This is a genomic window from Marmoricola sp. URHA0025 HA25 (assembly GCF_054059435.1).
On sequence record NZ_JBSSCD010000001.1, the window covers coordinates 2,782,804 to 2,809,494 of the forward strand.

The following is a 26,691-nucleotide window of genomic DNA, read 5'->3' on the forward strand; positions in this document are numbered from 1 at the left end:
CCCACCGGCTGTCACCTTGCCGGCTCCGGAAGGTTGCCCCTCCGGAAGGTCCTCACTTCGATCCGATCCCGCTCTCCCCGAGGGGATCGCGTAGGAGATGTCTACGGGTCCGCGACCTGCCGTGGCAAGGCCTTTCGCCTGCTATTTCGGCGAATTCGCGATCGACGGCGCGTTCTCCACAGTTCTGCTGCCGTCGTCCACAGGAAAGCCCCGATGTCCACAGACGCCGCGGCCTGCTGTGGACATCCTGACTGGACCAGCGGCTCAGGTGCCTCTCGGCGCGTAGCGCAGCAGCACATTGTCCGAGCCGTCGAGTGCCCGCGCGCCCAGCAGGCGCAGCTCGACCGGATCGTCGAAGACCGCGCCACCCGCGCCGAGCGTCCGGGGGCTGACGACCAGGTGGACCTCGTCGACGAGCCCGTCTCGCAGCAACCCGTTCCAGGTGGTGCGACTGGCGAACACGACGAGGTCGCCGTCGTCGCTCCGGCGCTGCTCCCCGATCCACGCCGCCACGTCGGCGCGGCGTACCCGGGTGGTCGTGGCGGTCCAGGGGTTCTCGTGGGCCGGCTCGAATCCGTCGCTGACCAGGATCTTCGGGACCTGGTTGTAGATCCGGCTGAACTCCCGGTTGGTCGGGCTCAGTGCCGGGTTGGCCGGGTCGTCGGGCGCGTCCGCGACGAACGGCCAGAACGAGCTGAACATCTGGTACGACGTGGCGCCGAGCAGGACGGCGGCGGCGCCGCGGATCCGTTCGAGGTTGTAGGAGTCGAACGCGCCGTCCATGTTCAGGGCCAGCGGGCTGCCCTCGGCGTCGCGGTCGAAGCCGTCGAGCGAGACGATGTTGGTGACGATCAGGGATCCCATGGGGTGCTCCTTCGTAGTCGGGTCGATGGCTGCACCCGTTGAGAGACACGCGGACGCACGGACTCATCGGTCCCGGAGAACTTCCTTGCTGCCGGAGGTCTCGACAGGCTCGCCGGGTGGGTCAGAGGCTCGCGGGCAGCCCGAGGCGTCCGAGGCACTTCGGGTCGAGGAACGACGCGATCCAGCTGATCCGGCCTCCTGCGATCGTGAGCACGTTCAGGGCGCTGAGCCGGAGCTCGCCGTCCACCTCCTGGTAGCAGGCGAGCGCCGGCTGGCCGTTGACCTGGACGGGCCGCGCGCGCCATGGCGTCGCGAAGACCCTGCGTGCGAAGAAGCCCCCGACGTCCTCGCGCCCGTCGAACCAGGTGGGAAGGGGCGGCATCGTGAACCGGACGTCCTCGGCGAGCAGGCTGACCAGGGCGTCGACGTCGCGGCGCTCGAAGGCATCGACGAAGGCCGTGACCACCGCATTCTCGATCTCGGCCACGCCGACCGAGGACTGCTCGCGGTCCGGCACCCGCGCCTCGACGCCCTGCCGGGCGCGCTGCAGCGCGCTGGTGACCGACGCGACCGAGGTGTCCAGCTGGTCGGCGACCTCGGCCGCGGAGAAGTCGAGCACGTCGCGCAGGATCAGCACCGCCCGCTGGTTCGGCGGAAGGTGCTGGAGGGCCGCGACGAAGGCGAGCCCGATGGTCTCCTTGCGCTCGTACGCCGCGTCCGGATCGGTCCACGGCTCGAGCCATGGTCCGGGCTCGGGCATGCCGAGGTCGTCGTCGGGCGACCGCGCGGGGCCGTGGTCCCAGGAGAGGATCCGGCGCTTGCGCTGGTCGGCCATTCGCAGGCAGACGTTGGTGGCGATCCGGTAGAGCCAGGCGCGCAGCGAGCTGCGCTGCTCGAACCCGCCGATCCCCCGCCAGGACGCCACCAGGGTCTCCTGCACCGCGTCGTCGGCGTCGTCGGCCGAGCCGAGCATCCGGTAGCAGTGCACCCGGAGCTCGTGGCGATGGGGCGCAACCAGCTCGGCGAACGCGTCGTGGTCTCCGGCCTGGGCTGCGGCGAGGGTCACGGCACGCAGTCTTCCGCCGCCCGCCCGGACGAGGAAGCTCATTTCAGGCCGGCAACGAGCTCCGGGCGGTCAGTCGGTGCCGAACTCCATGGCCGCCTCCTCGAGGGCGGCCTCCTCGTCACCGGTCAGCGACTCGTTGAAGGTGATCTGGTCGAAGCCGCCGGGCGGCAGCTCGCCGTACAGGATGCCGTGCTCCACCCGGACCTGACCCTGCTCCATCGGCTGTGCCGCGTAGAGCTCGAGCTTCTCGCGCGAGTCGGCGATGTCCAGGTTGCGCATGGTGAGCTGGCCGATCCGGTCGGTCGGGCCGAAGGCGGCGTTCTCGGTGCGCTCCATCGACAGCTTCTCGGGGTGGTAGGAGAAGGCCGGGCCTTCCGTGCGCAGGACCGTGTAGTCCTCGCCGCGACGCAGCCGCAGCGTCACCTCCCCGGTGACCAGCGAGGCGATCCAGCGCTGGATGGCCTCGCGCAGCATCAGCGCCTGCGGGTCGAGCCAGCGGCCCTCGTAGAGCAGCCGGCCGAGCCGGCGACCCTCGGCGTGGTAGCTCGCGATCGTGTCCTCGTTGTGGATGGCGTTGAGCAACCGCTCGTAGGCGATCCAGAGCAGCGCCATGCCGGGCGCCTCGTAGATGCCCCGCGACTTCGCCTCGATGATCCGGTTCTCGATCTGGTCGGACATGCCGAGGCCGTGGCGCCCGCCGATCGCGTTGGCCGCCTGGACCAGCGCGACCGGGTCGTGGTCGTACGTCGTCCCGTTGATCGCCACCGGGCGACCTGCGCGGAACTCGACGGTGATGTGCTCGGTGGCGATCTCGACGGCCGGGTCCCAGAACTTCACGCCCATGATCGGCTCGACGGTCTCCAGCGACACGTCGAGGTGCTCCAGCGTCTTTGCCTCGTGGGTCGCGCCCCAGATGTTGGCGTCCGTGGAGTACGCCTTCTCCTGGGAGTCGCGGTAGGGCAACCGGTGCTCGATGAGCCACTGGCTCATCTCGGCGCGGCCGCCGAGCTCGGCGACGAAGTCGGCGTCGAGCCACGGCTTGTAGATCCTCAGCGCGGGGTTCGCCATCAGGCCGTAGCGGTAGAACCGCTCGATGTCGTTGCCCTTGAACGTCGAGCCGTCGCCCCAGATGTCGACGCCGTCCTCGTGCATGGCGCGCACCAGCATCGTGCCGGTGACCGCGCGCCCGAGCGGCGTGGTGTTGAAGTACGCGCGACCGCCGCTGCGGATGTGGAACGCCCCGCACGCCATCGCGGCGAGGCCCTCCTCGACGAGCTGCGCCTTGCAGTCGACGAGGCGGGCGATCTCCGCGCCGTACTCACCCGCTCGGCTCGGCACCGAGGCGATGTCCGGCTCGTCGTACTGGCCGATGTCGGCGGTGTAGGTGCAGGGCACCGCGCCCTTCTGGCGCATCCAGGCGACCGCCACCGAGGTGTCGAGACCGCCCGAGAAGGCGATGCCGACGCGCTCGCCGACCGGGAGTGAGGTGAGGACCTTGGACACCCGAGAAGTATGCATGACAATGCATGGCCATGCAAAACGTTGACCCTGATCGAGCAGCGAGGGAAGCCCTCAGTCGAGACCCCGGTCAGACAGCGCAGCCGTCGGGCCCGCACGCGTCGGCTCCGCCGACGAGGTCGAGTGCGGGATGGCTCTCCGACCATGCCTTCTCGAGGACCTGGGCGAAGACCTCGCTGGGCTGGGCGCCCGCGATCCCGTACTTGCGGTCGACCACGTAGAACGGCACGCCGGTCGCACCGAGCGAGACCGCCTCGCGGACGTCGGCCTCCACGGCATCGGCGTACTCGTCGCCGGCCAGGACCTCCTTCACCCGGACCTCGTCGAGACCGAGGCCGGCAGCGATCCGGAGCAGCGTGTCGTGGTCGGCGACGTTCTCGGTCTCCACGAAGTACGCCGAGAGCAGCGCCTCCTTGAGCCGGCCCTGGAGCTGCGGGCCGCCGGTCTCCAGGGCCAGGTGCAGCACCCGGTGCGCGTCGACGGTGTTCACGCGCAGCGACTGGTGGTGGCGGAAGAGCAGGCCCTCCTCGGCCGCGACGGCCTCGACGCGGTCCACCATCTGGCGTCCGGCCTCGGGCCCGCCGCCGTACTTGCGGCCGAGGGCCTCGGCAACGGTCTCGACCGGGTCCTTGGGCGCTGACGGGTCCAGCTCGAAGGACCGCCAGACGATCTCGACGTCGCCCGCGTGGTCGAAGGACGCTAGTGCAGACTCCAGCCGGCGCTTGCCGATGTAGCACCACGGGCAGACGACGTCGCTCCAGATCTCGATACGCATGATGGTTGAACAGGCAACCGACCCGGATTTGTTCCACTCCCCCGGGGTCGGCTCAGGGTCCGCTCAGGGGTGAGTCCGGCGTTGTCCCCGATGTGGTGATCGGCCGGGACGGCGAGGCTTCCACTCATGATCACCATCGAATCTCTCAGCGTGAAGTACGGCCGGTTCACGGCCGTCGACGACGTCTCCTTCACCGCGCGCTCAGGACGGGTCACCGGCTTCCTCGGCCCCAACGGCGCCGGCAAGTCGACCACCATGCGCGTCATGGTCGGCCTGACCACTCCGACCACCGGGCGGGCGCTCATCGACGGGCGGCCGTTCGCCGACCTGCCGAACCCCGGCCTGGAGGTCGGCGTCCTCCTCGACGCCTCTGCTCAGCACGCGGGTCGCACCGGCCGGGAGATCCTCACGATCGCCCAGCGCACCATGGGGCTGCCCAAGGCGAGCGTCGAGCAGATGCTGCACAAGGTCAGCCTGACCGGCGCCGAGGCCGACCGGCGGGTGCGCAACTACTCGCTCGGGATGCGCCAGCGCCTCGGCATCGCGACCGCGCTGATCGGCGACCCGGAGGTCCTGATCCTCGACGAGCCCGCCAACGGGCTCGACCCGGCGGGCATCCGGTGGATGCGCGACCTGCTCCGGGAGTACGCCGACAAGGGCGGCACCGTGCTGCTCTCCTCGCACCTGCTCCACGAGATCGAGGTCATCGCCGACGACATCGTCGTGATCGGCAACGGACGGATCGTCGCGCAGGGCACCAAGGCCGAACTGCTCGACGCCGCCGGGACCGTCGTACGGGCCGCGGAGCACGTCGTCCTCGGCCGTGCCCTCCAGAACGCCGGTGCCACCGTCACGATCAACCCCGACGGTGCGGTGCACACCGACGCAGATCCCACCCGGGTGGGGCAGGTCGCGCTCGCGGCCGGCATCGCCCTCACCGAGCTCAGGACGGCGGACAGCGCCGGCCTCGAGGAGATGTTCCTCGAGCTCACCGCCGAGACCCAGCGAGAAGGAGCAGCAGCATGAGTACCACGACCCTCGAGGCCCCGGCGGCGACGCGACCCGTCCCGCGCGAGTCCCGCACGATCCAGCCGATCCCCATGAGCCGCATCGTCGGCGTCGAGCTGCGCAAGATGTTCGACACGCGTTCCGGCTTCTGGCTGATGACGAGCATCGGCATCACCGCGGTGGTCGCCACCATTGCGACGCTGCTGTTCGCTCCCAACGACGAGCTCACCCAGGACGCCTTCGCCGGCGCGATCGGCTACCCGATGGCAGTGATCCTGCCGATGGTGGCGATCCTCTCGGTCACCGGCGAGTGGAGCCAGCGCAGCGGCCTCACCACCTTCACGCTCGTCCCCCACCGCGGCCGGGTGATCGCCGCCAAGGCGCTGGCCACCCTGACCGTCGCGGTCGTGTCGATGTTCGTGGCACTCGCCGTCGGTGCGGTCGGCAACATCGCCGGCTCTGCCATCGCCGGTGTCGACACGGTCTGGGACATCTCCGTGCTGAACTTCGGGCTGATCATCCTCGGCAACGTGCTCGGCATGCTGGCAGGGCTGATGCTCGGGATCGTGCTGCGGAACTCGCCCGCGGCGATCGTCGGCTACTTCGTGATCTCCTTCATCATGCCGGCGCTGTTCATGGTGCTGGCGAACGCCCAGGCGTGGTTCAAGGACACCTGGCCCTGGATCGACTTCAACTACGCCCAGGGCGCGTTGTTCAACGGCGACCCGAGCGCAGCGGACTGGGCCCACCTCGGCGTCACCGGGCTGGTCTGGCTGGTCATCCCGATGGCGGTCGGCCTGAAGATGATCATGCGGTCCGAGGTGAAGTAGACCCTGGCACGACGTACTCCCCGAACAGAACTGCCGCTTCCCGTACGCGATCGCGTACGGGAAGCGGCAGTTTCACTACTGGCATAGTGAATTGCCGGCACGACGTCAGCGCGTGGCAGTGCCCTCGACGTAGTCGGAGTCGTGGCTCTTCACCCAGGCCATCAGCTTGCGAAGCTCGCGGCCGGTGCCCTCGATCGGGTGCGCCTCACCCTTGGCGCGCAGGGCCTTGAACTCCGGGGCGCCGGCGTCCTGGTCGTCGATGAACCGCTGCGCGAACTTGCCGCTCTTGATGTCGTCGAGCACCTCGACCATGTTCTGCTTGACGTCGGGCGTGATCACCCGGGGGCCGGAGACGTAGTCGCCGTACTCCGCGGTGTCGGAGACCGACCAGCGCTGCTTGGCGATGCCGCCCTCGTACATCAGGTCGACGATCAGCTTGAGCTCGTGCAGGCACTCGAAGTAGGCGACCTCGGGCTGGTAGCCCGCCTCGGTGAGCACCTCGAAGCCGTACATCACCAGCTGCGAGGCGCCGCCGCACAGCACTGCCTGCTCACCGAAGAGGTCGGTCTCGGTCTCCTCGGCGAAGGTGGTCCTGATGCCGCCGGCGCGCAGGCCGCCGATGCCCTTGGCGTAGGAGAGCGCCAGGTCCCAGGCCTTGCCGGAGGCGTCCTTCTCGACCGCGACGAGCACCGGGACGCCCCGGCCGTCGACGTACTCGCGGCGGACCAGATGGCCAGGACCCTTGGGCGCGACCATGAAGACGTCGACACCCTCGGGCGGCGTGATGTAGCCGAAGCGGATGTTGAAGCCGTGGCCGAAGACCAGGGTGTCGCCCGGGGTCAGGCCCGGAGCGATCTCCTCGGCGTACAGCTTCCGCTGGTGCTGGTCGGGCGCGAGGATCACGATCACGTCGGCCTCTTCGACCGCCTCGGCCGGGGTCAGCACGCGCAGGCCCTCGGCCTCTGCCTTCTCGCGGCTCTTCGAGCCCGGCTGCAGGCCGATGCGGACGTCGACGCCCGAGTCGCGCAGCGACAGCGCATGGGCGTGGCCCTGGCTGCCGTAGCCGATCACGGCGACGTGCTTGCCCTGGATCAGGGACAGGTCGGCGTCGTCGTCGTAGAACATTTCAGCCACGGTGGGCTCTCCTTCTGGTTGCGGTGATCGCGTTTGTCGTACGTCGGGTGGGAAGCGGCCGGGTCGGCCGGGTCAGACCGCCTTGGGCACCGGCACGGGGACCGGCCTGAGGGTGCGCTCGCTGATCGAGCGGCCGCCGCGGCCGATGGCGACCAGGCCGGACTGCACCAGCTCGCGGATGCCGAACGGCTCGACGACCTTGAGGAAGTCGGCGAGCTTGCCGGAGTTGCCGGTGACCTCGAGGGTGATCGCGTCTGTGGCGACGTCGACGACCCGGGCCTTGAACAGCTGGACCACGTCGAGCACCTGCGAGCGGCTGTCGACGTCGGCCTTGACCTTGACGAGGAGCAGCTCGCGCTCGATCGACTCGCGACCCTCCAGCTCGACGATCTTGATCACCTCGACGAGCTTGTTCAGCTGCTTGGTGACCTGCTCGAGCGGGGACTCCTCGACGTTGACCACGATCGTCATCCGGGAGATCTCGGGGTGCTCGGTCGGACCCACGGCCAGGGAGTCGATGTTGAAGCCGCGACGGCTGAACAGGCCGGCGATGCGGGCGAGGACACCGGGCTTGTTCTCCACAAGCACCGAAAGAGTGTGAATACTCATCAGAGGTCGTCCTCCTCGAACTCGGGGGCCAGGTCCCGGGCGTACTTGATGTCGTCGTTCGACGTGCCCGCGGCCACCATCGGCCACACCATCGCGTCGCGGTGCACCCGGAAGTCGACCACGACCGGGACGTCGTCGATCTCCATCGCCTTCTTGATGGTCGCGTCGACGTCGGTGGCGTTGTCGCACGAGAGCCCGACCGCGCCGTACGCGTCGGCGAGCTTGACGAAGTCGGGGATCCGGCGGCTCGCTCCCGTGTGCAGGTCGGTGTTGGAGTAGCGGCCCTCGTAGAACAGCGTCTGCCACTGCCGGACCATGCCGAGCGACTCGTTGTTGATGATCGCGACCTTGATCGGGATGCCCTCGATCGTGCAGGTCGCGAGCTCCTGGTTGGTCATCTGGAAGCAGCCGTCGCCGTCCACCGCCCACACGGTCGTGTCGGGCCGGCCCACCTTGGCCCCCATCGCGGCCGGCACGGCGAAGCCCATCGTGCCGAGACCGCCGGAGTTGATCCACGTGTTCGGCTTCTCGAAGCCGACGTAGTGGGTCGCCCACATCTGGTGCTGGCCGACCCCCGCCACGTAGATCGAGTCCGGACCACTGATCTGGCCGAGGCGCTCGAGGACGTACTGCGGAGCAAGGCCGTCCTCGGAGGTGTCGTAGCCGAGCGGGTAGCGCTGCTTCACGCCGGCGAGCATCTTGACCCAGCCCTCGTAGTCGCCGGTGTTGCCGGAGTCCTGCTCGGCCTGGAGCGCCACGATCAGGTCGGCGATGACCTCGCGGCAGTCACCGACGATCGGCACGTCGACCATGCGGTTCTTGCCGATCTCCGCGGGGTCGATGTCGGCGTGGATCACCTTCGCACCGGGCGCGAAGGAGTCCAGCGCCCCGGTCACCCGGTCGTCGAACCGCGCGCCCAGGCTGATGATCAGGTCACTCTTCTGCAGGCCCGCGACCGCCGCCACGGTGCCGTGCATCCCGGGCATGCCGAGGTGCTGCGGGTGGCTGTCGGGGAAGGCGCCCCGCGCCATCAGCGTGGTCACCACCGGGATGCCGGTCATCTCCGCGAGCACCCGCAGCTCCTGGCTGGCGCGTGCACGGATGACGCCGCCACCGACGTAGAGCACCGGCTTGCGCGCCTCGAGCATCAGCCGGGTCGCCTCGCGGATCTGCTTGGCGTGCGGCCGGGTCACGGGGCGGTAGCCGGGGAGGTTGAGCTCGGTGGGCCAGACGAACTCCGTCATCGCCTGCAGCGCCGACTTCGCCACGTCGACCAGGACGGGCCCGGGACGACCGGTCGAGGCAAGGTAGAAGGCCTCGGCCACGGTGCGCGGGATGTCGGCCGGGTCGGTGACCAGGAAGTTGTGCTTGGTGATCGGCATCGTGATGCCGCGGATGTCGGCCTCCTGGAACGCATCAGTGCCGATCTGGGCAGCCCCGACCTGGCCGGTGACCGCCACCAGCGGCACCGAGTCCATGAACGCGTCCGCGAGCGGGGTGACCAGGTTCGTCGCGCCCGGTCCGCTGGTCGCCATGCAGACGCCGACCTTGCCGGTCGCGGCCGCATAGCCCTGCGCCGCGTGACCGGCGCCCTGCTCGTGGCGCACGAGGATGTGCCGGATCCGGGAGTCGAAGAGCGGGTCGTACGCCGGGAGGATGGCGCCGCCGGGGATGCCGAAGATGTTCTCGACGCCCGCGCTCTCCAGCGACTTGATCAGGCTCTGGGCACCGGTGACCTGTGTCCCGGTGGTGGCCTCAGTCATGGCTTCCTCATCGTGTTGCCTGTCGAGTAGTTCGGTCCAACAAAAAACCCCTCGGCCGGGAACGGCAGCGAGGGGTCGACGCGTGGGCGCAGAGGGTGGTGGCCTCAGCTCACGCGTCGCGTGCGTACGAGAATCTCCAGACGCATGCGGACATGATGCCCCTCGCGCGTCTCCGCGCTCAACTCAGTCTGCCAGCGATCCCATGATCTGGGACAGACATCTTGGATGGTGGCGCTCGCGGTGCGTGCGAGAGTGGATCCATGTCAGCGCCGCGGCGACGGTTCGGCACCCTGGTGGCGACCGCGAGGAATGCGTCGGTCGGGGCTCCGCGGTTGTACCGCGCGGCCCGGCAGGCAGGCGCCAGCCCCACCGAGGCGCTCGACGTGCTGGCGACCAGCGCCGCGGCGCTGGTCGTCGCGGCACGGCACGGCTCGGGGAAGCCCGGGCGGCAGAACGCCGTACGCCACTTCACCTGGCAGGCCGTGATCACGGGCCGGCACGGGATCCACGTGGCGACCGCCGTCGCCGACGCACAGGAGCGCGGCAGCACCCGGTTGCGCGACACGGCCGTCGACCAGCGCAACAACGCCGCCGGGCAGGCCTGGGGCCACGCGCACGCCCACCAGCTGGCGGAGGGGTCGGTGCGCGCGGCCGTGGACGTCGCGTCGTCGGCAGCCGGCGCCAAGTGGTCCGCCGGCGAGCTCGCCCGGTGAGTCTCAGCCGCGGAGCGACGTTCGCTGCTGCCCTTCGTCGTCGAAGTTGGCCGGGTCCAGCCAGGCCTCGAGGGCACTGCGGACCCCCGGCCACTCCGCGTCCGTGATCGAGAACCAATCGGTGTCCCGGTTGCGGTCCTTGTAGACCAGCGCGTTGCGGAAGGTGCCCTCGTAGGTGAAGCCCAGCCGCGCAGCCGCTCGTCGTGACGGCTCGTTGAGCGAGTCGCACTTCCACTCGTAGCGACGGTAGCCGAGGTCGTCGAAGACGTGACGCATCATCAGGTACATCGACTCGGTCGCCGCCGTGGTCCGTTGCAGCTCGGCCGACAGCGCGATCCCGCCGACCTCGGCCGAGCCGTTGAGGTGGTCCAGCCGCAGGTACGACGCGACGCCGACCGCGCGGCCCGCAGAGGTGCAGATCGTGTGCGGAACGGCTCCCGGGTCGTCGTTCAGGTCGCGCAGCCACGCGTCGAGGCCGGTGGGCTCGGCGAACGGGCCGACCGCGAGGTAGGTCCAGATGCTGGCCGGCGAGCGCTGGACCAGGGCGTCGTACAGCTGCGGCAGGTGGTGAGCGGCGACCGGTTCGATGCGCGACCAGTGTCCGACCAGCGTCACGGGCCTGACCTCCGGCCGCGGTCTCCACTGGACGGCGCGACCGATCGGCTGTCCGTGCTCGTTGGTCCGCGGCTCGCTCACCGGCGCATCGTAGGCGGGCGGTCGCCGGTGAGGCTCGGCATTTCCGTGCTACTGGAAGCTGACGAACGAGACCCGTGGCCGGATGGCGAGCACCTGCGCCGGACGCATCCGGTGGACGTCCTCGTCGTAGAACAGCTTGAACCCCAGGGCGAACTGCCGCGGGCGGATCACGGCGTGGAAGGTGGCGAGCTTCTGCTGCGGAGTGCCGAACCCGTCGACGTGCTGGACCAGGGCGAGATCGTCGCGGTCACGGACTCGTTCGATGTGCCGGATCATGTCGATGCGGAACTGGTGCAGCATGAAGACCTTCTCCGGCAACCCTTCGGCGGCCGTGAGGTCCTCGAGCCAGGCCGAGACGCGGTTGACCTCCGCGGCCGACACCGAGCCGACCCGGCGCCCGGGCACGCCGTGCGGGCCCATCCGCCACTCCGGGTCGAGGGCCAGCCCGACCCACGGATCGCGGAGCGCCCACCGCCAGCTCTTCGCGACGTCGAGGAAGTCGGCGCGACCGGGCTGCAGGTCGAGGACCAGCAGCGCGCCGTGCGCGTGCGCCGCGTCGATGTAGCGCTGCACCGCCGCGCGGGGGATGTTGGAGCTGTAGGTGCCGGTCTTCGTCGGACTGGCGTGCGCCACGGTGACGATCAGCTCGAAGACCGGTTGCACCGTGCGGCCGTCGCGCCCGAACGGAGCGGCGGCACGCAACAGGCGCGGCATGATCTTCTCCGGGGTGTCCTCACCGAGCACGCCGAGCGAGCCCGTGCCGGCGGTCCCGTAGTAGGCGACGAGGAACCGGCCGTCGGCGAAGATCCGGCGGCCACCGCCGGGGAGCTCGGGAATCGCTGCAGGTGCAGCGGCCGGCGGCGTCGCGGCCGCCGGCGCCCGCAGCCCACCCGCGACCGGCGGTGCGGGCAGTACGGGTGCGTGCGGCACGACCTCGCCACGCGGGTGGCCGCCGTCGTCGAGGTGCGAGACGCCCCCGACCAGCGCGAGGAAGCCGACCAGGGCCAGCAGCACGAGGAAGATCTGGGGACCTTGACGGTCGCCGTTCGGCACAGACATCGCGGAAAGCGTACGGGCGCAGAATCGCCCGGCGCGGCGTTGCCCGTTTCCGGGAGTTTCCGGTCAGTCCTCCGGGATCACCAGGTGCTCCATGGCCGAGTTGACGGCGATCTCCCAGCGGAACCCGTCGGGATCGGCGAAGTAGCCCGTGTAGCCGCCCCAGTCCCGCCGCTGACCCGGCTGCACCGGGTCGGCACCGGCTGCGCGCGCGAGGTCGAGGATCGCGTCCACCTCCTCCTCGGTGCGCACGTTGTGGGCGATCGTGATCGGGACGATGCCCTCGCCTCGGCGTACCGGACCGACCTCGGCCTCGAACCCCGCCTCGGCCCACAGCGACAGCATCAGGTGCTCGCCTGCGCGGATCATCAGCACCTCGTCGGGGACGTACAGCTCCGCGCTCCAGCCGAGGCCGTCGAGGTAGAACGTCCTGGTCGCCTCGAGGTCGCCGACCGCGAGAGTGAGGAAGCTGATCCGCTGGTCCACGTCAGCCGCAGACCGCCCCGTGGGCAGCGGACTGCACGACCTTCGCGTACTTGCCGAGCACGCCGCGCGTGTACTTCGGCGGGTTCGGGATCCAGCCGTCCTTGCGCGCCTCCCACGAGTCGGACCCGTCGGCGAGCTCGACGTCGAGCGACCGGTTGGCCACGTCGAGGGTGATCGGGTCGCCGTCGCGCACGAAGGCGATCGGGCCGCCGTCGGCCGCCTCGGGCGCGATGTGGCCCACGCAGAGCCCGGTGGTGCCACCCGAGAAGCGGCCGTCGGTGACCAGCAGGACGTCCTTGCCGAGGCCGGCGCCCTTGATGGCACCCGTGATCGCCAGCATCTCGCGCATTCCCGGGCCACCCTTCGGGCCCTCGTAGCGGATCACCACGACGTCACCGGCCACGATCCGGCCGGCCTCGAGCGCGTCCATCGCTGCCCGCTCGCCGTCGAAGACCCGAGCGGTGCCGGTGAACACGGACTCGTCGAAACCGGCCGACTTCACGACGGCGCCCTCGGGGGCGAGCGAGCCCTTGAGGATCGTGATGCCGCCGGTCTTGTGGATCGGCTCGCTGAGCTTGCGGATCACCTCGCCATCGATCGAGGCCGGGGCCAGGGCGTCGAGGTTCTCGGCCATCGTCCTTCCGGTGACGGTGAGGCAGTCGCCGTGCATCAGCCCCGCATCGAGCAGCGCCTTCATGACGACCGGGATGCCACCGATCTTGTCGACGTCGTTCATCACGTAGCGCCCGAACGGCTTCAGGTCGCCCAGGTGGGGGACCTTGTCACCGATCCGGTTGAAGTCGTCGATGCTCAGCTCGACCTCGGCCTCGCGAGCGATCGCGAGCAGGTGCAGGACCGCGTTGGTCGAGCCGCCCAGGGCCATCACGACGGCGATGGCGTTCTCGAACGCCTCGCGCGTCATCACCTGGCGCGCGGTGATGCCCTGGCGCAGCATGTTGACGACCGCCTCACCCGAGCGGTGCGCGAACCCGTCGCGGCGGCGGTCGACCGCCGGCGGCGCGGCGCTCCCGGGCAGCGACATGCCGATCGCCTCTGCCACCGAGGCCATCGTGTTCGCGGTGTACATGCCACCACAAGCGCCCTCACCGGGGCAGATCGCGCGCTCGATCTTGTCGACCTGCTCGCGGGTCATCCTGCCGGCCAGGCAGGCCCCGACCGCCTCGAACGCATCGATGATGGTGACGTCCTGCCCGTCGACCTGGCCCGGCATGATCGACCCGGCGTACAGGAACACCGAGGCGAGGTCGAGGCGCGCAGCCGCCATCAGCATGCCCGGCAGCGACTTGTCGCAGCCGGCGAGCAGCACGGAGCCGTCGAGGCGCTCGGCCATCATCACGGTCTCCACGGAGTCGGCGATCACCTCGCGGCTGACCAGCGAGAAGTGCATGCCCTCATGTCCCATGGAGATGCCGTCGGAGACCGAGATCGTGCCGAACTCGAGCGGGTAGCCGCCCGCGGCGTGCACGCCGTTCTTCGCGGCCTTCGCGAGCCGGTCGAGGGACAGGTTGCACGGGGTGATCTCGTTCCAGCTCGACGCGACGCCGATCTGGGGCTTCTCGAAGTCCTCGTCGCCCATGCCGACCGCGCGCAGCATCCCCCGGGCGGCTGTCCTCTCCAGCCCGTCGGTGACGTCGCGGCTGCGGGGCTTCAGGTCGGGGGCCGAGGTGCGGGGCTGCGTCATGGGCTCATTGTCCCCGACGTCCACGGCGACGGCTCCGCGGTGCTCGGATCGCGGCATCAGGCAATCAGCCGTACGCCGGTCCGGGCGACGCTATCGTCCGGGAATGGCCCATCGGGGAGCGCAGCAGTCGTGGGTGACGGCGCCGTGAGCTCGACCGGGCTGGTCGCTCTGCGCCAACCCGACATCCGCCGGCTCGAGCTCGGATGGCTCCTGTCGCTCGCCGGCACCTTCAGCTACACGGTCGCGCTGCTGGCGTACTCGTACGCCGAGGGCGGGGCGAACCTCGTCGCGGTGTACGGCATCGTCTCGACCGTCCCCGGCGCTCTCCTGACACCGATGCTGATGAGCCTGACCGGCCGGGTCGGCAGCGCCACGATGCTGCGCTCGACCACGGCGGTGCGCACGTTGCTGGTCGCGGCCGCCGCGGGTCTCGCCGTGGCCGACGCACCGGCGGCTCTCGTCGTCGGCTTCGCTGCAGCGGCGCACTCGCTCTCGGCGACCTTCCGGCCGACCCAGGCATCGGTGCTCCCGTGGCTGGCGCGCACGCCCGCCGAGCTCACCGCAGCGACGGTGGCCGCCACGATGGCCGAGAACCTCGCCGCGCTGATCGGACCGGTGCTCGCCGGCACCGTGCTCGCGTTCGCGGATGCGCAGACGGCCATCGCGGGGTCCGCGCTCTGCCTGCTCCTCGCCACCCTCAGCCTGCGACGGCTGTCGGTACCGGAGGGAGCCCATCAGGACGCGGGACCCGTCCAGCGCCGCGGGCTGGTCCGGGACGCGATCGAGGGCGGGGTTGCGCTCGCGCGGATCGGACGACCGGCGGGGATCGTGGTCCTCGCGTTCGCGCAGACCTTCCTCCGAGGCGCCCTGCTCGTCCTGATGATCGTCCTCGCCCTCGACACGCTCTCGCTCGGCGACGACTCCATCGGCTGGCTGAACGCCGCGATCGGCTTCGGTGGCCTGGCGGGGGCCGCCCTCGCCTCCCGGCTGGTCCGGATGACGACCCTCGGCCGGTGCTTCCTCGTCGGCGCCGCGGGCTGGGGCCTCGGCGTGCTTGCCCTCTCGGGCGCTCCGACGGCGGCAGCCGCCTTCGGAGCACTGGTGCTCGTCGGCATCGCGAACGCTTTCCAGGACGCACCGGCGTTCGTGCTGATGCCCCGCATCCTCGGACCGGAGCTGGCCGGGCGCGCGCTCGGGGCGTTCGAGCTGGTGGTCATGACCGGGATGGGCCTCGGGTCGCTGGCAGCGCCGCGGCTCGCGGACTGGCTCGGCGTCCGCGCGTCCTTGCTCGTGCTGGGAGCCGGGCTCGTCGTCCTGGCGGCTGCCTACATCACGCCGTTCACCAGCCTGGACCGGACGATGCCGAAGCCGCGACCGGAGGCCGCGGGACTGCGCACGATGCCGATCTTCGCCGCACTCCCCCTGGTCGTGATCGAGCAGCTGGCGATCGAGGTCGAGACGCACGAGTACGCCGACGGCGAGGTGGTCATGCGCGAGGGCGAGCCGGGCGACCGCTTCTACATCGTGCGGGAGGGCTCGGCAGCGGTCTCGGTCGCGGGCGTCCCCCGCCCGGCGCTCGGACCCGGGGAGGGGTTCGGGGAGATCGCGCTGCTGCGCGGCGTGACGCGCACCGCGACCGTGACAGCCGCCGGGCCGTTGCGCGTCCTTGCCCTCTCCCGCGAAGCGTTCCTGAGCGCTGTCTCGCGCAACCAGGTCAGCGCCGAGGAGGCCGAGACACTGGCCCGCCAGCGCCTGGCGTCCGACCCACCGTCGGCGTGAGGGATCAGATCGCCGCCGCCCGCACGCACATCACGTCAGGCAGGTTCGCCACGATCTGCCGCCAGCTCTCACCGCTGTCCGAGGAGCCCCAGACCGTGCCGTTGCGGCCACCGAAGTACAGCCCGGCACTGTCCTGGGCGTCGGTGCACATGGCGTCGCGCATGACGCCGACGTAGAAGTCGTCGGGCAGCCCCTCACCGAGCGCCTCCCACGACTTGCCTGCGTCCTGCGACCGCCAGACCCGGGCCTGCGCCTCCGGTGGGTAGCGGCGGTCGCCACCGTTGAGCGGGAAGACGTAGACGGTGTCGGCCTCATGCGGGTGGACGACCACGGGGAAGCCGAAGTCGACCGGCAGGCCCTCGGCGATCGACTCCCAGGACGCGCCGTGGTCGTCGGAGCGGTAGACACCGCCGTGGTTCTGCATGAACAGCCGCTCCGGCCGCGACGGGTGGCGCGCCACCTTGTGCACGCACTGGCCGAACTCCGGGTACTGCTGGCCCTCCGGGAGGAACCCGGCTCGCACGCCGTGGTTGCGCGCCTCCCACGAGGCGCCGCCGTCGGAGGTCTGGTAGCAGCCACCCGTCGAGATCGCGACCGTGACCGAGTCCGGGTCGTCGGGGTGGGGCAGGATCGTGTGGAAGGCCTGGCCGCCGAAGCCGGCGCCCCAGTCAGGGCGGTGCGGGTGGTCCCAGAGCCCGCGCTCCAGCGTGAACGTCTCGCCGTTGTCGTCGGACCGGAACACCGCGCCCGGCTCGGTGCCGGCGTACACCGTGTTCTCGCCCGCAGGGACGAGCTGCCAGACCCGCTCGACGGAGGTGTCGAGGTCCTCGGGGAAGTGCGCACCCGCCGTCGGGCGCCAGGTCTCGCCGAGATCGTCCGAGACCTGGATCTGCGGACCGGTCCAGGGCGAGGCAGCGCCGGCGAAGAGCCGGGGCCGGTCACCGCGCGTGTCGACCATGCAGGAGTAGACCTCGGTCATGTCGAAGTGGGGGCCGTTCCAGGTCCAGTCCGTACGACGCTCGTCGGACCGGCCGACCCACAACCCCTTGCGCGTGCCCACCATCAGGATCGTGTCTGCCATCCGCTGAGCATGCTCCTCCCGCCGACTCCCCTCAAGATCAATTGCGGCCCGTGCGTGAAGCGGAGTTCACGCACTCGTCACACGTGTGTGACCACCCGGTCCCCTCGCCCGCCTAGGTTTCGATGCACGGCCCCGGTGACCCGGGACGGACAGGGAGGGAGGAACCGGATGATGAGCCGCCTGATCGCCGCCACGCCGCTGGTCCTCGTGGGCCGGTGGGCGACCCACAGCCAGGAGCAGGCACGCCGCAACGCGATGGCGTCGTGCACCGTCCTGGCGGCACGTCGACTCGAGCGCCTCGAGGTCGAGGCCTTCGTCGTCGAGCACCTGGCACGCCGGGCCCCGTCGCACGGCGTCTCGACCGAGCGCACCCTGGCACTCGCCGCTCGGCCACAGGCAGGCGCCGAGGCTGCCCCGATGCGAGGGGTCGGCTGACCGCACCCCGGGTGATCTCGGACACCAAATCCCTCCTCACGCAGGAGGGTTGGGGCAGACTCAGGACCATGTCTGCCGAGGTCACGGCGCCTGCCGCGCTGCACGTCGTACCCGAGCCTGCCCTGCGCCCGGCCGAGGCACCGACCGCACCCCAGGTCCGGCACTACACCGTGACGGCCAAGGACGGCACCGAGCTCCGGGCGTGGACCAACGACGTCGACGGCACCCTCACCGGGCCGACGGTGCTGCTCTGCAACGGCCTGGGCACCGGCCCGTTCAGCTGGCCGGCCCTGCTCGAGCCTGACTGCGGCGTCCGGGTGATCTCCTGGTACCACCGCGGCACCGGCGGGTCCGGGCGACCGGCCGACCGGACCCATGTCGGCATCGAGCACTTCGTCGAGGACGCACTCGCCGTGATGGACGACGCCGGCGTCGCGTCGTGCCCGGTGATGGGCTGGTCGATGGGCGTGAACACCGCCTTCGAGCTCGCCTACCTGCATCCACACCGGGTCTCGGCGCTCTTCGCCGTCGCCGGAGTGCCCGGCGGCACGTTCGCCTCGATGCTCGCGCCTCTCGGAGTGCCACGCTTCGTCCGCGCCGCGATCACCGTCAACGCCGCCCGGGCCATGGGCGCGGTCGGCAGGCCGCTTTCGCTGGTGGCCCGCCGGCTGCCGGTCGGACCGCTGACGGGAGCCGTGATCACCCACAGCGGCTTCATGCTGCCGGTGCCCGACGTGGAGATGGCCCGGCGCGCCGTCAAGGAGTTCCTGACCACGCCGATCGACTGGTACATGCACCTGGCCGTCACCACCTCCAGGCACGTCCGGGTGTCGCTTCGTTCCATCAAGGTGCCCGCGACCTTCGTCGCCGGACGGTGGGATCTGCTCGCGTCCGCCGAGGACATGCGGACGGCGTCGGAGCGGATCGCCGGGTCGGCGTACGTGCGGCTGAACGCGAGCCACTTCGTCAACATGGAGAAGCCGGACGAGGTGCACACCCTGCTCCTCGACCTGCTGGCGCGGGTCTGAGCGAGCGCTTCCGAAAGGACTGAGATGCGGGCGGTTCGACTTCACTCCGACGGCCTCCGGCTCGAGGCCCTCCCGCAGCCGGTGCCGGGCAGCGACGAGGTGCTGGTCCGCGTGCATGCGGCCGCGATCACCCGGGACGAGCTGACCTGGCCGACCGACCGGCTGCCGGCGACACCGTCGTACGAGCTCTCGGGGGTCGTCGACGGCACCGGCGACGAGGTCATGGCGCTGACGCCGTTCGACCGCGACGGCGTCGCCGCGGAGTGGGCGGTCGTGCCCAGGCACCTGCTCGCCCCCAAGCCGCCCGACCTGAGCCACGAGGAGGCAGCGGCCCTGCCGATGACCGGCCTGAGTGCGTGGCAGGGCATGGTCGTCCACGGCAAGCTCACCGCCGGCGAGCGGGTCGTCGTGTCCGGAGCACGCGCCGGTGTCGGCCAGGTGGCCGTCCAGCTCGCTGAGCGTCTCGGCGCGGTCCTCGTCGGTGACGACGAGCCCTGCGACCTGCTCTTCGACACCGTCGGCGGCGAGTGGCTCACCCGCGGAGCGGAGCGAGCGAGTCGGGTGGTGACCATCGCCGCCGAGGCCCCAGGGGCCGTCTACTTCATCGTCGAGTCCGACGGTGCCCAGCTCGCCGCCCTGCCGCCGCTGCGTCCAGCGATCGACTCGGTCTTCCCGCTCGAGGAGTTCGCCGCCGCGTTCGCGCGCGTCGAGGCCCGCGGCAAGACCGGCAAGGTCGTGCTCGTCCCCTGAGGGCCGCTCGCCCCGCCGTTACATTGGGGCAGGTGAGGCATCCCGGGGTGATCGCGTCGGTCCTGGCGCTGGCCGGCCTCGTCGCGGGCTGCGGCGGATCCGGATCGAGCGCGCCGGAGCCCCGGACCACGACGGCCTCGCCGCAATCGTCGTCAGCGTCTTCGTCGCCGCCGACTGCTGCGACTCCCTCGTCCGGTACGCCGCGGGTGATCGGCACGGTCGCCCGCAATCTCGCCGTGCCCTGGGGCATCGGCTTCCTGCCCGACGGCTCGGCACTGGTCACCGAGCGGGACACCGGCCGGGTGCTGCAGATCTCCGGCTCCACGGTCACCGAGGTGGGGCGGATCGGCGAGACCGACGTCCAGGGTGGCGAGTCCGGGCTGCTGGGGCTCGCGGTCTCGCCGTCGTACGCCGAGGACAAGCAGGTGTTCGTCTACGCCTCGACCGATCGCGACAACCGGGTCCTGAGGATGAACTTCGACCAGGGCCACCTCGGCGCGCCCACGCCGATCCTGACCGGCATCCCGACCGGCTTCCGGCACGACGGCGGCAGGCTGGCGTTCGGACCCGACGGCGACCTCTACGTGTCCACCGGCGAGACGGGGGTCGGCGAGCTCTCCCAGCGCAAGGACAGCCTCGCCGGCAAGATCCTGCGGATCACCACCGACGGGAAGCCCGCACCGGGGAACCCCGACCCCGGCTCGCCGGTGTGGACGCTCGGGCACCGCAACGTCCAGGGACTGGCCTTCGACGGCGCCGGCCACCTCTGGGCGTCGGAGTTCGGCGACCAGACCTGGGACGAGCTCAACCTGATCGAGAAGGGCACCAACTACGGCTGGCCGGACGTCGAGGGGCGGGGCACGCAGTCGCAGTACCGCAACCCCCAGGTCGTCTGGCCCACGTCGCAGGCGTCGCCGTCCGGCCTCGCGTTCCTGGACGGGCACCTCTGGCTCGCGTCGCTACGGGGTGAGCGCCTCTGGCGGATCGACGTCGCCGGCACGCGCGCCGCGCACCCGGCTGACTTCTTCGTCGGGAAGTACGGGCGGATGCGGACCGTCGTGGTCGCGCCCGACGGCAACCTCTGGGTCACCACCTCCAACCGCGACGGGCGCGGCGACCCGGCGGACGGTGACGACCGGATCCTGCTCGTCCGGCCCTGAGCCGGCGGTCGCGACCCGGCGTACGTCCGCGCGGCGCCAGGCCCGGCGCAGGGTGACCAGCACCGGCGGGCCGAGCACCGTCAGGGCGACCGCATTCGTGATCGCCCGGCCTGTGTCCCAGCTGCCGGTCGAGGTCAGCAGCGTGTAGACCGCGAACCGGTGCAGGTTCTCCCAGACCGGGTCGCCGGGCACGAACGACAGCGACCCCGTGTGTCCGGGCACGTCGACGCCGAGCGCGAACGGCCAGCCGGAGAGGTTCATCAGCAGCCCGTACGCGTACGCCGCGACGATGCCGTAGACGACCAGCATCGCGATCTCCGCGCGGCCGCGGACCCGGCGCGGGAGCAGGCCGGCACCCATGCCGACCCACGCGGCCGCGAGCATCTGGAACGGCAGCCAGGGCCCGACGCCGGCAGTCATCAGAGCGGACGCGAACAGCGTGGTGCAGCCGAACGCGAACCCGAACCCGGCCCCGAAGACCCGGCCCGCGAGGACCAGCAGGAAGAAGACCAGCTCGACCCCGCCCGTGCCCGCCGAGAGCCCGCGCAGCACCGAGTTGATCGCGGTCAGCACGCCGAGCATCGCCAGCACCTTGGCGTCCATGCCGCCCTCGCTGACCTCGGCGAGCACCACCGCCATCACCACCGGCAGCAGCGCCAGGAACACGAACGGCGGGTCGATCCGCTCCGTGCCCGGCTGCACCCGGACCAGCAGCGGCCAGAGGAACATGACGAGCCCCGCGATCGTCGCGAGCAGCAGCACCGCCGCCGAGCGCGGCCCGAGGGGGACGGCGACGGACGGGCGGCTCATCGACCGGCTCCGGCCACGGGCGTGGTGGGGGCGAGTGCGGCGCTGACCTGGTCGACGGTCAGCCAGCCGGGGCCGAGCACCTTCTGCACCTGTGGCGCGAACGCCGGGGTCTCCGCCAGCACGTCGCGCACGGGACCGGCGGAGACCAGGTCACCGTCGGCGAGGACCGCGACCCGGTCGGCGACCGTCGCGACGAACTCGACGTCGTGGGTGGCGAGCAGCACCGCGGTGCCCTGTGCCGCCAGGTCGGCGAGGATCCGGTGCAATGCCGCCTTGCCGGGGTAGTCGAGCCCGCGCGTCGGCTCGTCGAGCAGCAGCACGGGCGGTGCCGAGACCAGCACGACCGCGAGCACCAGGGCCAGCCGCTGACCCTCGGACAGGTCGCGCGGGTGGGTGTCCGGATCGACGCCCGGGACGAGGCGGTCGAGCAGGGCGCGCGTGGCACCCTCGCCCGACGCGGCGTCGCGGTCGGCGGCGGCACACTCCTGAGCGACCGTCTCGAGGTAGAGCAGGTCGGCGGCCGTCTGCGGCACCAGGCCCACGAGGCGCCGGCGCTCCTCGGCGGACACGTCCGCGGGATCGACCCCGCGGACCGACACGGTGCCGCCGTCGCGCTGCCCGCTGCCCTGCAGCGCCCAGAGCAGCGACGACTTGCCGGCGCCGTTGCGGCCCATCAGTGCGGTGACCGTGCCGGCCGCGAGGGTGAGGTCGACCTCGCGCACGGCCACCCGGCGACCGTGGCGCACCACGGTCCCGCGCGCGACCAGCACCTCGGCGGACGGTACGGCGGGCTCGCTGGTGGGCTGTCGCGGGAGCCGGGCGCGCAGCTCTCCCGCGCGGCGACGGGCGTCGCGGACGGTCAAGGGAAGCGGGTCCCAGCCGGCGCACCGGCCCAGCTCGACGAGGGGCGGCGCCACGGTCGCGTCCCGCAGCAGCGTCGCCGGATCACCGGTCCGCACTCCCCCGTCGCCGGTGAGCAGGACCAGCTGGTCGGCGTACGGGACGACTCGCTCGAGCCGGTGCTCCGCGATCACCACCGAGAGCCCGACGTCGTGGACGAGACGCGTGAGCGTCGCCAGCACGTCCTCGGCGGCCGTCGGGTCGAGGGCGGAGGTCGGCTCGTCGAGCACCAGCACGTGGGGGTGCATGGTCAGCACCGAGCCGATCGCGACGCGCTGCTGCTCCCCGCCCGAGAGCGTGCGCAGGTTGCGCCTGCGCAGTCCCGCGATGCCGAGGAGGTCGAGGGTCTCCTCCACGCGGCGGCGCATCGTCGCGGCCGGCAGGCCGAGCTGCTCCATGCCGTAGGCGAGCTCCTCCTCGACGACGTCCGTGACGAACCCGGCGGCCGGGTCCTGCCCGACGTACCCGACCGTCTCGACCCGGTCGCGCGGCGGCAGGTGCAGGACGCTCACGCCGTCGACGAGCACGTCGCCGGTCAGCCGGCCGCCGGTGAACGCGGGCACGAGTCCGTTGAAGGTGCCGAGCAGGGTGGACTTGCCGACCCCGGTGCGACCCGCGACGAGCACCAGCTCGCCGTCGGCCACGGTCACGTCGACCGCGCTCAGGACCGGACGGTCGCCGTAGTCGACGCTGAGGTCGCGCAGCTCGATCACCGGCGCGCCCCCTCGTCCGTGGTCAGCGACGGCGGCGGCGCGAGCACGGCGGCGAGCGCGCCGACCAGCGCGGCCAGCAGTGCGGTCGCAGTCACGACCGGCGCCGCGTCGACCGGGGGGTGGAGGACGACGAAGTCGTCGGACAGGACGGTGTAGGTCAGCAGCGCCCCGGCCAGACCGCTCGCGGCAACGAGCACCTCGGCCGTGCGCCAGCGGTCGGGGCGATAGCGGGTCCGGCGGACCCGAGCGCCGGCCGAGACGAACCCGGCGACGGCGACTGCGACGCCGACCGTGAGCATCGGAGCCGCCAGCCAGCGCGGCGCGGTGTGGTCGAGGAGGCCGTAGGTGCCGACGCAGATGCCGGCGAGGCCCGCGAGCATCAGCGCCCCGGTCACCATCCTCCGGCGCCGGCCCAGATGCCCGGAGCGTCCGTAGCCGCGCGCGTCCATGCCGGCCGCGAGCGCCAGCGAGCGCTCGAGCGCGTCCTCCAGGACCGGGACCACCACACCCCTCAGCCTGCCGGTACGCCGCCCTGGCACGCCACGGAGCCGGCGCGCGCGTCGCACCCGCTGCACGCTGTCGGCGAGTTGCGGGAGCACCGCCACCGACACGGCGACCGCCGTGCCGACCTCGTAGAGCGCCGGCGGCATCGACTTCAGCAGCCTCTTCGGGTCGGCCAGGGAGTTCGCGGCGCCGATGCACACGAGCAGCGCGCCGAGCCGCAGGCCGTCGTAGAGGCCGGCGAGCACGGACTCACGGGTCACCGGCCCGAGCAGCTGGATGCCCGCCACCCAGTCGGGCAGCGGGATCTCGGGCAGGTCGAGCAGGACGTGCCCGCCGACGACCTCGCCGCCGAGCAGGATCCGGAACAGCACCCGGATCACGACCACGACGACGGCGAGCGCCAGGTAGAGCTTGAAGGAACCGGACCACGGGTGGTCCGAGCGCCTGCTCGCGACGACCAGACCGGCGACGACGACGAGCGCGACGAGGAGGACCGGATTGGTCGTCGCCGAGGCCGTGGCGGCCAGCCCGAGCGCCCACAGCCACCAGGCACCGGGGTGCAGGTCGCGCGGGAGCCGGGCCGGCCGTCCAGTGCTCACAGCCGCGCTCGACGCACCCGCCACACGGCACCGGCAACGCCGCCCAGGACGACGACCGACCCGACAGGCAGCCACCACGGCAGCCCGTCGCCCGAGTCGGCAACCGGGTCGAGCGTCGTCTCAGGAGACCCAGTGGCCGCCTCGACCGACGCCGACGCCGAAGGCGTGGTCGACGCCGACACGGTCGCCGCGGCCGAGGGTGTCGCCGAGGCCGTGGCCGACGGAGTGACCGACGGCGATGCCGAGGTCGAGGGCGTCGCCGAACCCGACGCCGGCGCTGCCACCGAGGCGTGCGCCGTCGGCCTGGCCGTGGTCGGAGTGGTCTTCGGCCGCACGGTCGATGCCGAGGCCGATGGCTGCGCCGCCGACGGCGGTGGCGCCGGAGCGGTGCCGGGCAGGTCCGCGTCGCCGCCGTTCTGCCACGAGAACGCCACGGTCGCGCCGGCCGGCACGGTCAGCGAGCCGACCGCGACGCTGGAGTACTTCCACCCCGACGTGCCGTCCGACCAGTACAGCCCCCAGTACGCGTCGGCGGGCGAGGTGTTGAAGCACGGGTCGCTCGTCGGCACGCCGTCCACCTTGCAGACGAACCCGGGCTGGCGCTGCGCATAGCTGAGGTGGTGCCCGGTGTTCTCGAACGCCCTGGCCGCGTTGCGGTTGCCGCTCGCGTCGCAGTCCGTGGCGATGCCGCCGCCGAGGGCACCGCGGTCGACCACCACGTTGATGCCCGATCCGGAGCAGTACCCCGCCGCCGAGGCGGGTGCCGGCACGAAGCCGGCTCCCGCCACGGCGAGCACGACGAGGAGCCGTCGTACGCCGAAGCGCATCAGCGCACCACGCGGACGACCACCCGGCCGTGCCGGATGGTGGGGAACTCGCCCTGCGCAACGATCCTGGCCTTGCCCAGCTTGTGGCCGACCCGCAGAGAGCGCACGAACCGACCTGCGCTGTCCGCGATGCCGGTGCGGACCGCGGTGCCGCGGAAGAGCAGCTGCACTCGTTCGCCGGGAGCGAGACCGGTGACCGTCACGCGGAGCCGGCTGCCGCGGTGCTTCGTGGACCTGGCCGGTGTGACGGTGAGCGTCGTCGCCCCGAGCACCGAAGTCCGGACCGACGCGGTGCCGGCTCCCCGGCCCGAGACCGTGGCGGTGAGATCGGCGGTGCCGGCCGGGAGCTTCAGGGCAACCGCAGCCGAGCCGTCGAGACCGGCCGCCGCCGGAGTCGCCGAACCCACGCCGGTGAGGCAGACCTTGTCGCCGGGAACGGCGCCGTGGACGCGGTAGGTGACCATGGTGCCTGCCTGCACGTAACCGGTCGGACCGGCCAGCGTGAGGTTCTGCGTCCCTGCGGGTGCGTACGCCAGGGCAGGCAGCGCCTGGGCGGTCGCGCGTCGCCACTGGTCCGAAGTCGCGGACGAGATGCCCGACGCCCGGCCTGTGGCGAGGGTCGCGTCGTCGTACCCGATGGCGCCGGGTTGGGTGGACAGCCCGTCCGGGCACGAACCGAGCTCGTCGGCCTGGTGCTGGCGGACCCATACCGCAGCGGCCGTCGCTGCGTCGGTGTCGCCGAGCGCACCGAGGGCCCACCCGGCGAGCCCGGTGCTGTTGGCGTTCTCACCCGAGGTCGATGTGCCGCCACCGAAGGAGCCGTCGGCGTGCTGGTCGGCCAGCAGCCAGGCCTCGGCCTTGCCGATCGCGCGGGCGGCCGCCGCAGAGGTGTCGATCTGTGGGAGCAGCATCCGCACGACGGTCGAGGTCACGTCCGGATCTGCGGGGCTGTCACCGCTCGCGCGGCCCTCGTCGCAGGTCTGGCCGGGATCGGCCGCATCGAGCCTCGCCGGACTGAGCCGGAAGTAGCCAGCAGCGCATTGCTGCGTCAAGAGGAAATGCAGCGCGTCGTCGGCCTCGGCGGTGGCACCGGCAGTGTGCAGCGCAGCCACCGCGAACGCCTGCCCGATGTTGTTGGCGTAATTGCCGTAGAAGCTGTCGTCCGTGATGCGGCCGACGATGCCGGCGGTCGAGGACACGCGGGCCTCGAGATCCGCCAGCAGGTCGCGGCCGCTCCAGGCGCCGAGGTCGGCGACTCCTGCGGTCTGCGCGAACACGATCGACTTCGCGAGCGCCCCGGCGTAGATGCCCACCTGCTTGAAGTCGTACGGCGGATTGAAGTCGTACTCGTCGGCCACTGCGTAACCCTGGGCGATCTTGGGGCCGACTGCGTCCGCCACCGTTCCGACGGCCGCATCCTCGCCAGCCGCGTCCAGGGCGAAGCCCGCGTCCAGGGTGGAGCCACAGTCATAGCTGCAGTCCCCGTTGAAGATTCCGCTGCTGAGCTGGCCCTCGAGCCAGGTGGCGCCGATCGTGACCGGCCTGGGGTCGGCGGTGGCGGCCTGGGCCGGGCCCCCGACCAGGGTGAGGCCGGTGACCGTGAGCGCGCCGGCTGCGACGAGCGCGCCGAGGCGTCTGAGGTGCGACATGAGGTTCCTTCCCGCTGCTTCAGCGGGAGGCATGTCGGCGACCCGCTGTTGATCCGCGACAGCGATGTGGTGGAGACGTCTGCAACGGGTGCTCCGGCTCGCGGTCGACTCTCGGGGAGGATCGACGGCCTACGGTTGCGGGTCAGCGCCGGACTTGGACCGGCTTTCCCCAGGTGCGGACGTGATGGAGTTGTCTGCGTCCTCCGACGGAGGAAACGCCTGACCCTAGCACCGGC

24 protein-coding genes are annotated in these 26,691 nt (G+C 71.5%); 8 read left to right on the forward strand and 16 right to left on the reverse strand.

Annotation, left to right across the window (positions count from 1 at the left end; translation table 11 throughout):
- Positions 1-264: 264 nt before the first annotated feature.
- The 4 genes from ACVW00_RS13690 to ACVW00_RS13705 form a co-directional block, all read right to left on the reverse strand.
- Complete coding sequence (locus tag ACVW00_RS13690; protein ID WP_457111450.1) at positions 265-864, reverse strand: dihydrofolate reductase family protein; 600 nt, start codon at positions 862-864, stop codon at positions 265-267.
- Between the two features lie 121 nt (positions 865-985).
- Positions 986-1,930, reverse strand: a complete 945-nt coding sequence (locus tag ACVW00_RS13695; protein ID WP_457111451.1) for a sigma-70 family RNA polymerase sigma factor — start codon at positions 1,928-1,930, stop codon at positions 986-988.
- A 69-nt stretch (positions 1,931-1,999) separates the two neighbouring features.
- Positions 2,000-3,433: an argininosuccinate synthase gene (argG, locus tag ACVW00_RS13700; protein ID WP_457111452.1), complete on the reverse strand. Its 1,434-nt coding sequence runs from the start codon at positions 3,431-3,433 to the stop codon at positions 2,000-2,002.
- A gap of 85 nt (positions 3,434-3,518) precedes the next feature.
- Positions 3,519-4,223, reverse strand: coding sequence for a DsbA family oxidoreductase (locus ACVW00_RS13705; protein WP_457111453.1), 705 nt, complete (start codon positions 4,221-4,223; stop codon positions 3,519-3,521).
- A gap of 126 nt (positions 4,224-4,349) precedes the next feature.
- On the opposite strand from ACVW00_RS13705, the gene ACVW00_RS13710 reads away from it, so the two are divergent.
- Both ACVW00_RS13710 and ACVW00_RS13715 read left to right on the forward strand, forming a co-directional pair.
- Positions 4,350-5,249, forward strand: coding sequence for an ABC transporter ATP-binding protein (locus tag ACVW00_RS13710; RefSeq protein ID WP_457111454.1), 900 nt, complete (start codon positions 4,350-4,352; stop codon positions 5,247-5,249).
- Positions 5,246-6,061 carry an ABC transporter permease gene (locus ACVW00_RS13715; RefSeq protein ID WP_457111455.1) on the forward strand — a complete coding sequence of 272 codons (816 nt, stop codon included), beginning with the start codon at positions 5,246-5,248 and terminating at the stop codon, positions 6,059-6,061. Before ACVW00_RS13710 ends, ACVW00_RS13715 begins: the two co-directional genes overlap by 4 nt.
- 105 nt (positions 6,062-6,166) lie before the next feature.
- Here the strand turns inward: ACVW00_RS13715 and ilvC are convergent, their stop codons facing one another.
- The 3 genes from ilvC to ACVW00_RS13730 form a co-directional block, all read right to left on the reverse strand.
- Complete coding sequence (gene ilvC / locus ACVW00_RS13720) at positions 6,167-7,195, reverse strand: ketol-acid reductoisomerase (protein WP_457111456.1); 1,029 nt, start codon at positions 7,193-7,195, stop codon at positions 6,167-6,169.
- A 72-nt stretch (positions 7,196-7,267) separates the two neighbouring features.
- A complete protein-coding gene (gene ilvN, locus ACVW00_RS13725; RefSeq protein WP_457111457.1) occupies positions 7,268-7,804 on the reverse strand; it encodes an acetolactate synthase small subunit in 537 nt (178 codons plus the stop codon).
- Complete coding sequence (locus ACVW00_RS13730; protein WP_457111458.1) at positions 7,804-9,567, reverse strand: acetolactate synthase large subunit; 1,764 nt, start codon at positions 9,565-9,567, stop codon at positions 7,804-7,806. Before ACVW00_RS13730 ends, ilvN begins: the two co-directional genes overlap by 1 nt.
- Before the next feature lie 260 nt (positions 9,568-9,827).
- Here ACVW00_RS13730 and ACVW00_RS13735 point away from each other — a divergent pair, with 260 nt between their 5' ends.
- Positions 9,828-10,280 carry a DUF6973 domain-containing protein gene (locus ACVW00_RS13735; protein ID WP_457111459.1) on the forward strand — a complete coding sequence of 151 codons (453 nt, stop codon included), beginning with the start codon at positions 9,828-9,830 and terminating at the stop codon, positions 10,278-10,280.
- A gap of 3 nt (positions 10,281-10,283) precedes the next feature.
- Here ACVW00_RS13735 and ACVW00_RS13740 read toward each other — a convergent pair whose 3' ends face one another.
- From ACVW00_RS13740 to ilvD, 4 genes are all read right to left on the reverse strand, one after another.
- Entirely contained in the window at positions 10,284-10,976 is a 693-nt protein-coding gene (locus tag ACVW00_RS13740; RefSeq protein ID WP_457111460.1) for a GNAT family N-acetyltransferase, read from the reverse strand.
- Positions 10,977-11,024: 48 nt separating this feature from the next.
- Complete coding sequence (locus tag ACVW00_RS13745) at positions 11,025-12,035, reverse strand: hypothetical protein (protein ID WP_457111461.1); 1,011 nt, start codon at positions 12,033-12,035, stop codon at positions 11,025-11,027.
- A gap of 63 nt (positions 12,036-12,098) precedes the next feature.
- Positions 12,099-12,518 (reverse strand): VOC family protein, encoded by a 420-nt coding sequence (locus ACVW00_RS13750; RefSeq protein WP_457111462.1) that lies wholly within the window; start codon positions 12,516-12,518, stop codon positions 12,099-12,101.
- A gap of 1 nt (position 12,519) precedes the next feature.
- Positions 12,520-14,220, reverse strand: a complete 1,701-nt coding sequence (gene ilvD, locus ACVW00_RS13755) for a dihydroxy-acid dehydratase (RefSeq protein ID WP_457111463.1) — start codon at positions 14,218-14,220, stop codon at positions 12,520-12,522.
- Between the two features lie 129 nt (positions 14,221-14,349).
- On the opposite strand from ilvD, the gene ACVW00_RS13760 reads away from it, so the two are divergent.
- On the forward strand, positions 14,350-15,999 hold the full coding sequence (locus ACVW00_RS13760) for a cyclic nucleotide-binding domain-containing protein (protein WP_457111464.1): 1,650 nt from the start codon (positions 14,350-14,352) through the stop codon (positions 15,997-15,999).
- Between the two features lie 4 nt (positions 16,000-16,003).
- Here ACVW00_RS13760 and ACVW00_RS13765 read toward each other — a convergent pair whose 3' ends face one another.
- A complete protein-coding gene (locus tag ACVW00_RS13765; protein ID WP_457111465.1) occupies positions 16,004-17,080 on the reverse strand; it encodes a WD40/YVTN/BNR-like repeat-containing protein in 1,077 nt (358 codons plus the stop codon).
- Positions 17,081-17,251: 171 nt separating this feature from the next.
- Here ACVW00_RS13765 and ACVW00_RS13770 point away from each other — a divergent pair, with 171 nt between their 5' ends.
- From ACVW00_RS13770 to ACVW00_RS13785, 4 genes are all read left to right on the forward strand, one after another.
- Positions 17,252-17,515: a hypothetical protein gene (locus ACVW00_RS13770; protein ID WP_457111466.1), complete on the forward strand. Its 264-nt coding sequence runs from the start codon at positions 17,252-17,254 to the stop codon at positions 17,513-17,515.
- A gap of 68 nt (positions 17,516-17,583) precedes the next feature.
- Positions 17,584-18,543: an alpha/beta fold hydrolase gene (locus tag ACVW00_RS13775; protein WP_457111467.1), complete on the forward strand. Its 960-nt coding sequence runs from the start codon at positions 17,584-17,586 to the stop codon at positions 18,541-18,543.
- A 24-nt stretch (positions 18,544-18,567) separates the two neighbouring features.
- Positions 18,568-19,293, forward strand: a complete 726-nt coding sequence (locus ACVW00_RS13780; RefSeq protein ID WP_457111468.1) for an NADP-dependent oxidoreductase — start codon at positions 18,568-18,570, stop codon at positions 19,291-19,293.
- 32 nt (positions 19,294-19,325) lie between these two features.
- Positions 19,326-20,453, forward strand: coding sequence for a PQQ-dependent sugar dehydrogenase (locus tag ACVW00_RS13785; protein WP_457111469.1), 1,128 nt, complete (start codon positions 19,326-19,328; stop codon positions 20,451-20,453).
- Between the two features lie 806 nt (positions 20,454-21,259).
- On the opposite strand, the gene ACVW00_RS13790 is transcribed toward ACVW00_RS13785, so the two are convergent.
- Genes ACVW00_RS13790 through ACVW00_RS13805 form a run of 4 tightly spaced genes read right to left on the reverse strand, consistent with a single transcriptional unit; the run spans position 21,260 to position 26,455 of the window.
- The gene (locus tag ACVW00_RS13790) at positions 21,260-22,876 is read right to left on the reverse strand and encodes an ABC transporter ATP-binding protein (protein ID WP_457111470.1); all 1,617 of its coding nucleotides are present in this window, start codon (positions 22,874-22,876) and stop codon (positions 21,260-21,262) included.
- Complete coding sequence (locus tag ACVW00_RS13795) at positions 22,873-23,979, reverse strand: CbiQ family ECF transporter T component (protein WP_457111471.1); 1,107 nt, start codon at positions 23,977-23,979, stop codon at positions 22,873-22,875. Before ACVW00_RS13795 ends, ACVW00_RS13790 begins: the two co-directional genes overlap by 4 nt.
- Positions 23,976-24,806, reverse strand: a complete 831-nt coding sequence (locus ACVW00_RS13800; protein ID WP_457111472.1) for a hypothetical protein — start codon at positions 24,804-24,806, stop codon at positions 23,976-23,978. The genes ACVW00_RS13795 and ACVW00_RS13800 overlap by 4 nt, the downstream gene beginning before the upstream one ends.
- Entirely contained in the window at positions 24,806-26,455 is a 1,650-nt protein-coding gene (locus ACVW00_RS13805; RefSeq protein WP_457111473.1) for a hypothetical protein, read from the reverse strand. Before ACVW00_RS13805 ends, ACVW00_RS13800 begins: the two co-directional genes overlap by 1 nt.
- Between the last annotated feature and the right edge of the window lie 236 nt (positions 26,456-26,691).

Excerpts from the sequence above, each read along its gene's own strand:
- ACVW00_RS13690 (WP_457111450.1), bottom strand. The coding sequence starts at position 864 with ATGGGATCCCTGATCGTCACCAACATCGTCTCGCTCGACGGCTTCGAC.
- ACVW00_RS13705 (WP_457111453.1), bottom strand. The coding sequence starts at position 4,223 with ATGCGTATCGAGATCTGGAGCGACGTCGTCTGCCCGTGGTGCTACATC.
- ACVW00_RS13710 (WP_457111454.1), top strand. The coding sequence starts at position 4,350 with ATGATCACCATCGAATCTCTCAGCGTGAAGTACGGCCGGTTCACGGCC.
- ACVW00_RS13715 (WP_457111455.1), top strand. The coding sequence starts at position 5,246 with ATGAGTACCACGACCCTCGAGGCCCCGGCGGCGACGCGACCCGTCCCG.
- ilvN (WP_457111457.1), bottom strand. The coding sequence starts at position 7,804 with ATGAGTATTCACACTCTTTCGGTGCTTGTGGAGAACAAGCCCGGTGTC.
- ACVW00_RS13730 (WP_457111458.1), bottom strand. The coding sequence starts at position 9,567 with ATGACTGAGGCCACCACCGGGACACAGGTCACCGGTGCCCAGAGCCTG.
- ACVW00_RS13735 (WP_457111459.1), top strand. The coding sequence starts at position 9,828 with ATGTCAGCGCCGCGGCGACGGTTCGGCACCCTGGTGGCGACCGCGAGG.
- ACVW00_RS13745 (WP_457111461.1), bottom strand. The coding sequence starts at position 12,035 with ATGTCTGTGCCGAACGGCGACCGTCAAGGTCCCCAGATCTTCCTCGTG.
- ilvD (WP_457111463.1), bottom strand. The coding sequence starts at position 14,220 with ATGACGCAGCCCCGCACCTCGGCCCCCGACCTGAAGCCCCGCAGCCGC.
- ACVW00_RS13765 (WP_457111465.1), bottom strand. The coding sequence starts at position 17,080 with ATGGCAGACACGATCCTGATGGTGGGCACGCGCAAGGGGTTGTGGGTC.
- ACVW00_RS13770 (WP_457111466.1), top strand. The coding sequence starts at position 17,252 with ATGAGCCGCCTGATCGCCGCCACGCCGCTGGTCCTCGTGGGCCGGTGG.
- ACVW00_RS13775 (WP_457111467.1), top strand. The coding sequence starts at position 17,584 with ATGTCTGCCGAGGTCACGGCGCCTGCCGCGCTGCACGTCGTACCCGAG.
- ACVW00_RS13780 (WP_457111468.1), top strand. The coding sequence starts at position 18,568 with ATGCGGGCGGTTCGACTTCACTCCGACGGCCTCCGGCTCGAGGCCCTC.
- ACVW00_RS13800 (WP_457111472.1), bottom strand. The coding sequence starts at position 24,806 with ATGCGCTTCGGCGTACGACGGCTCCTCGTCGTGCTCGCCGTGGCGGGA.
- ACVW00_RS13805 (WP_457111473.1), bottom strand. The coding sequence starts at position 26,455 with ATGTCGCACCTCAGACGCCTCGGCGCGCTCGTCGCAGCCGGCGCGCTC.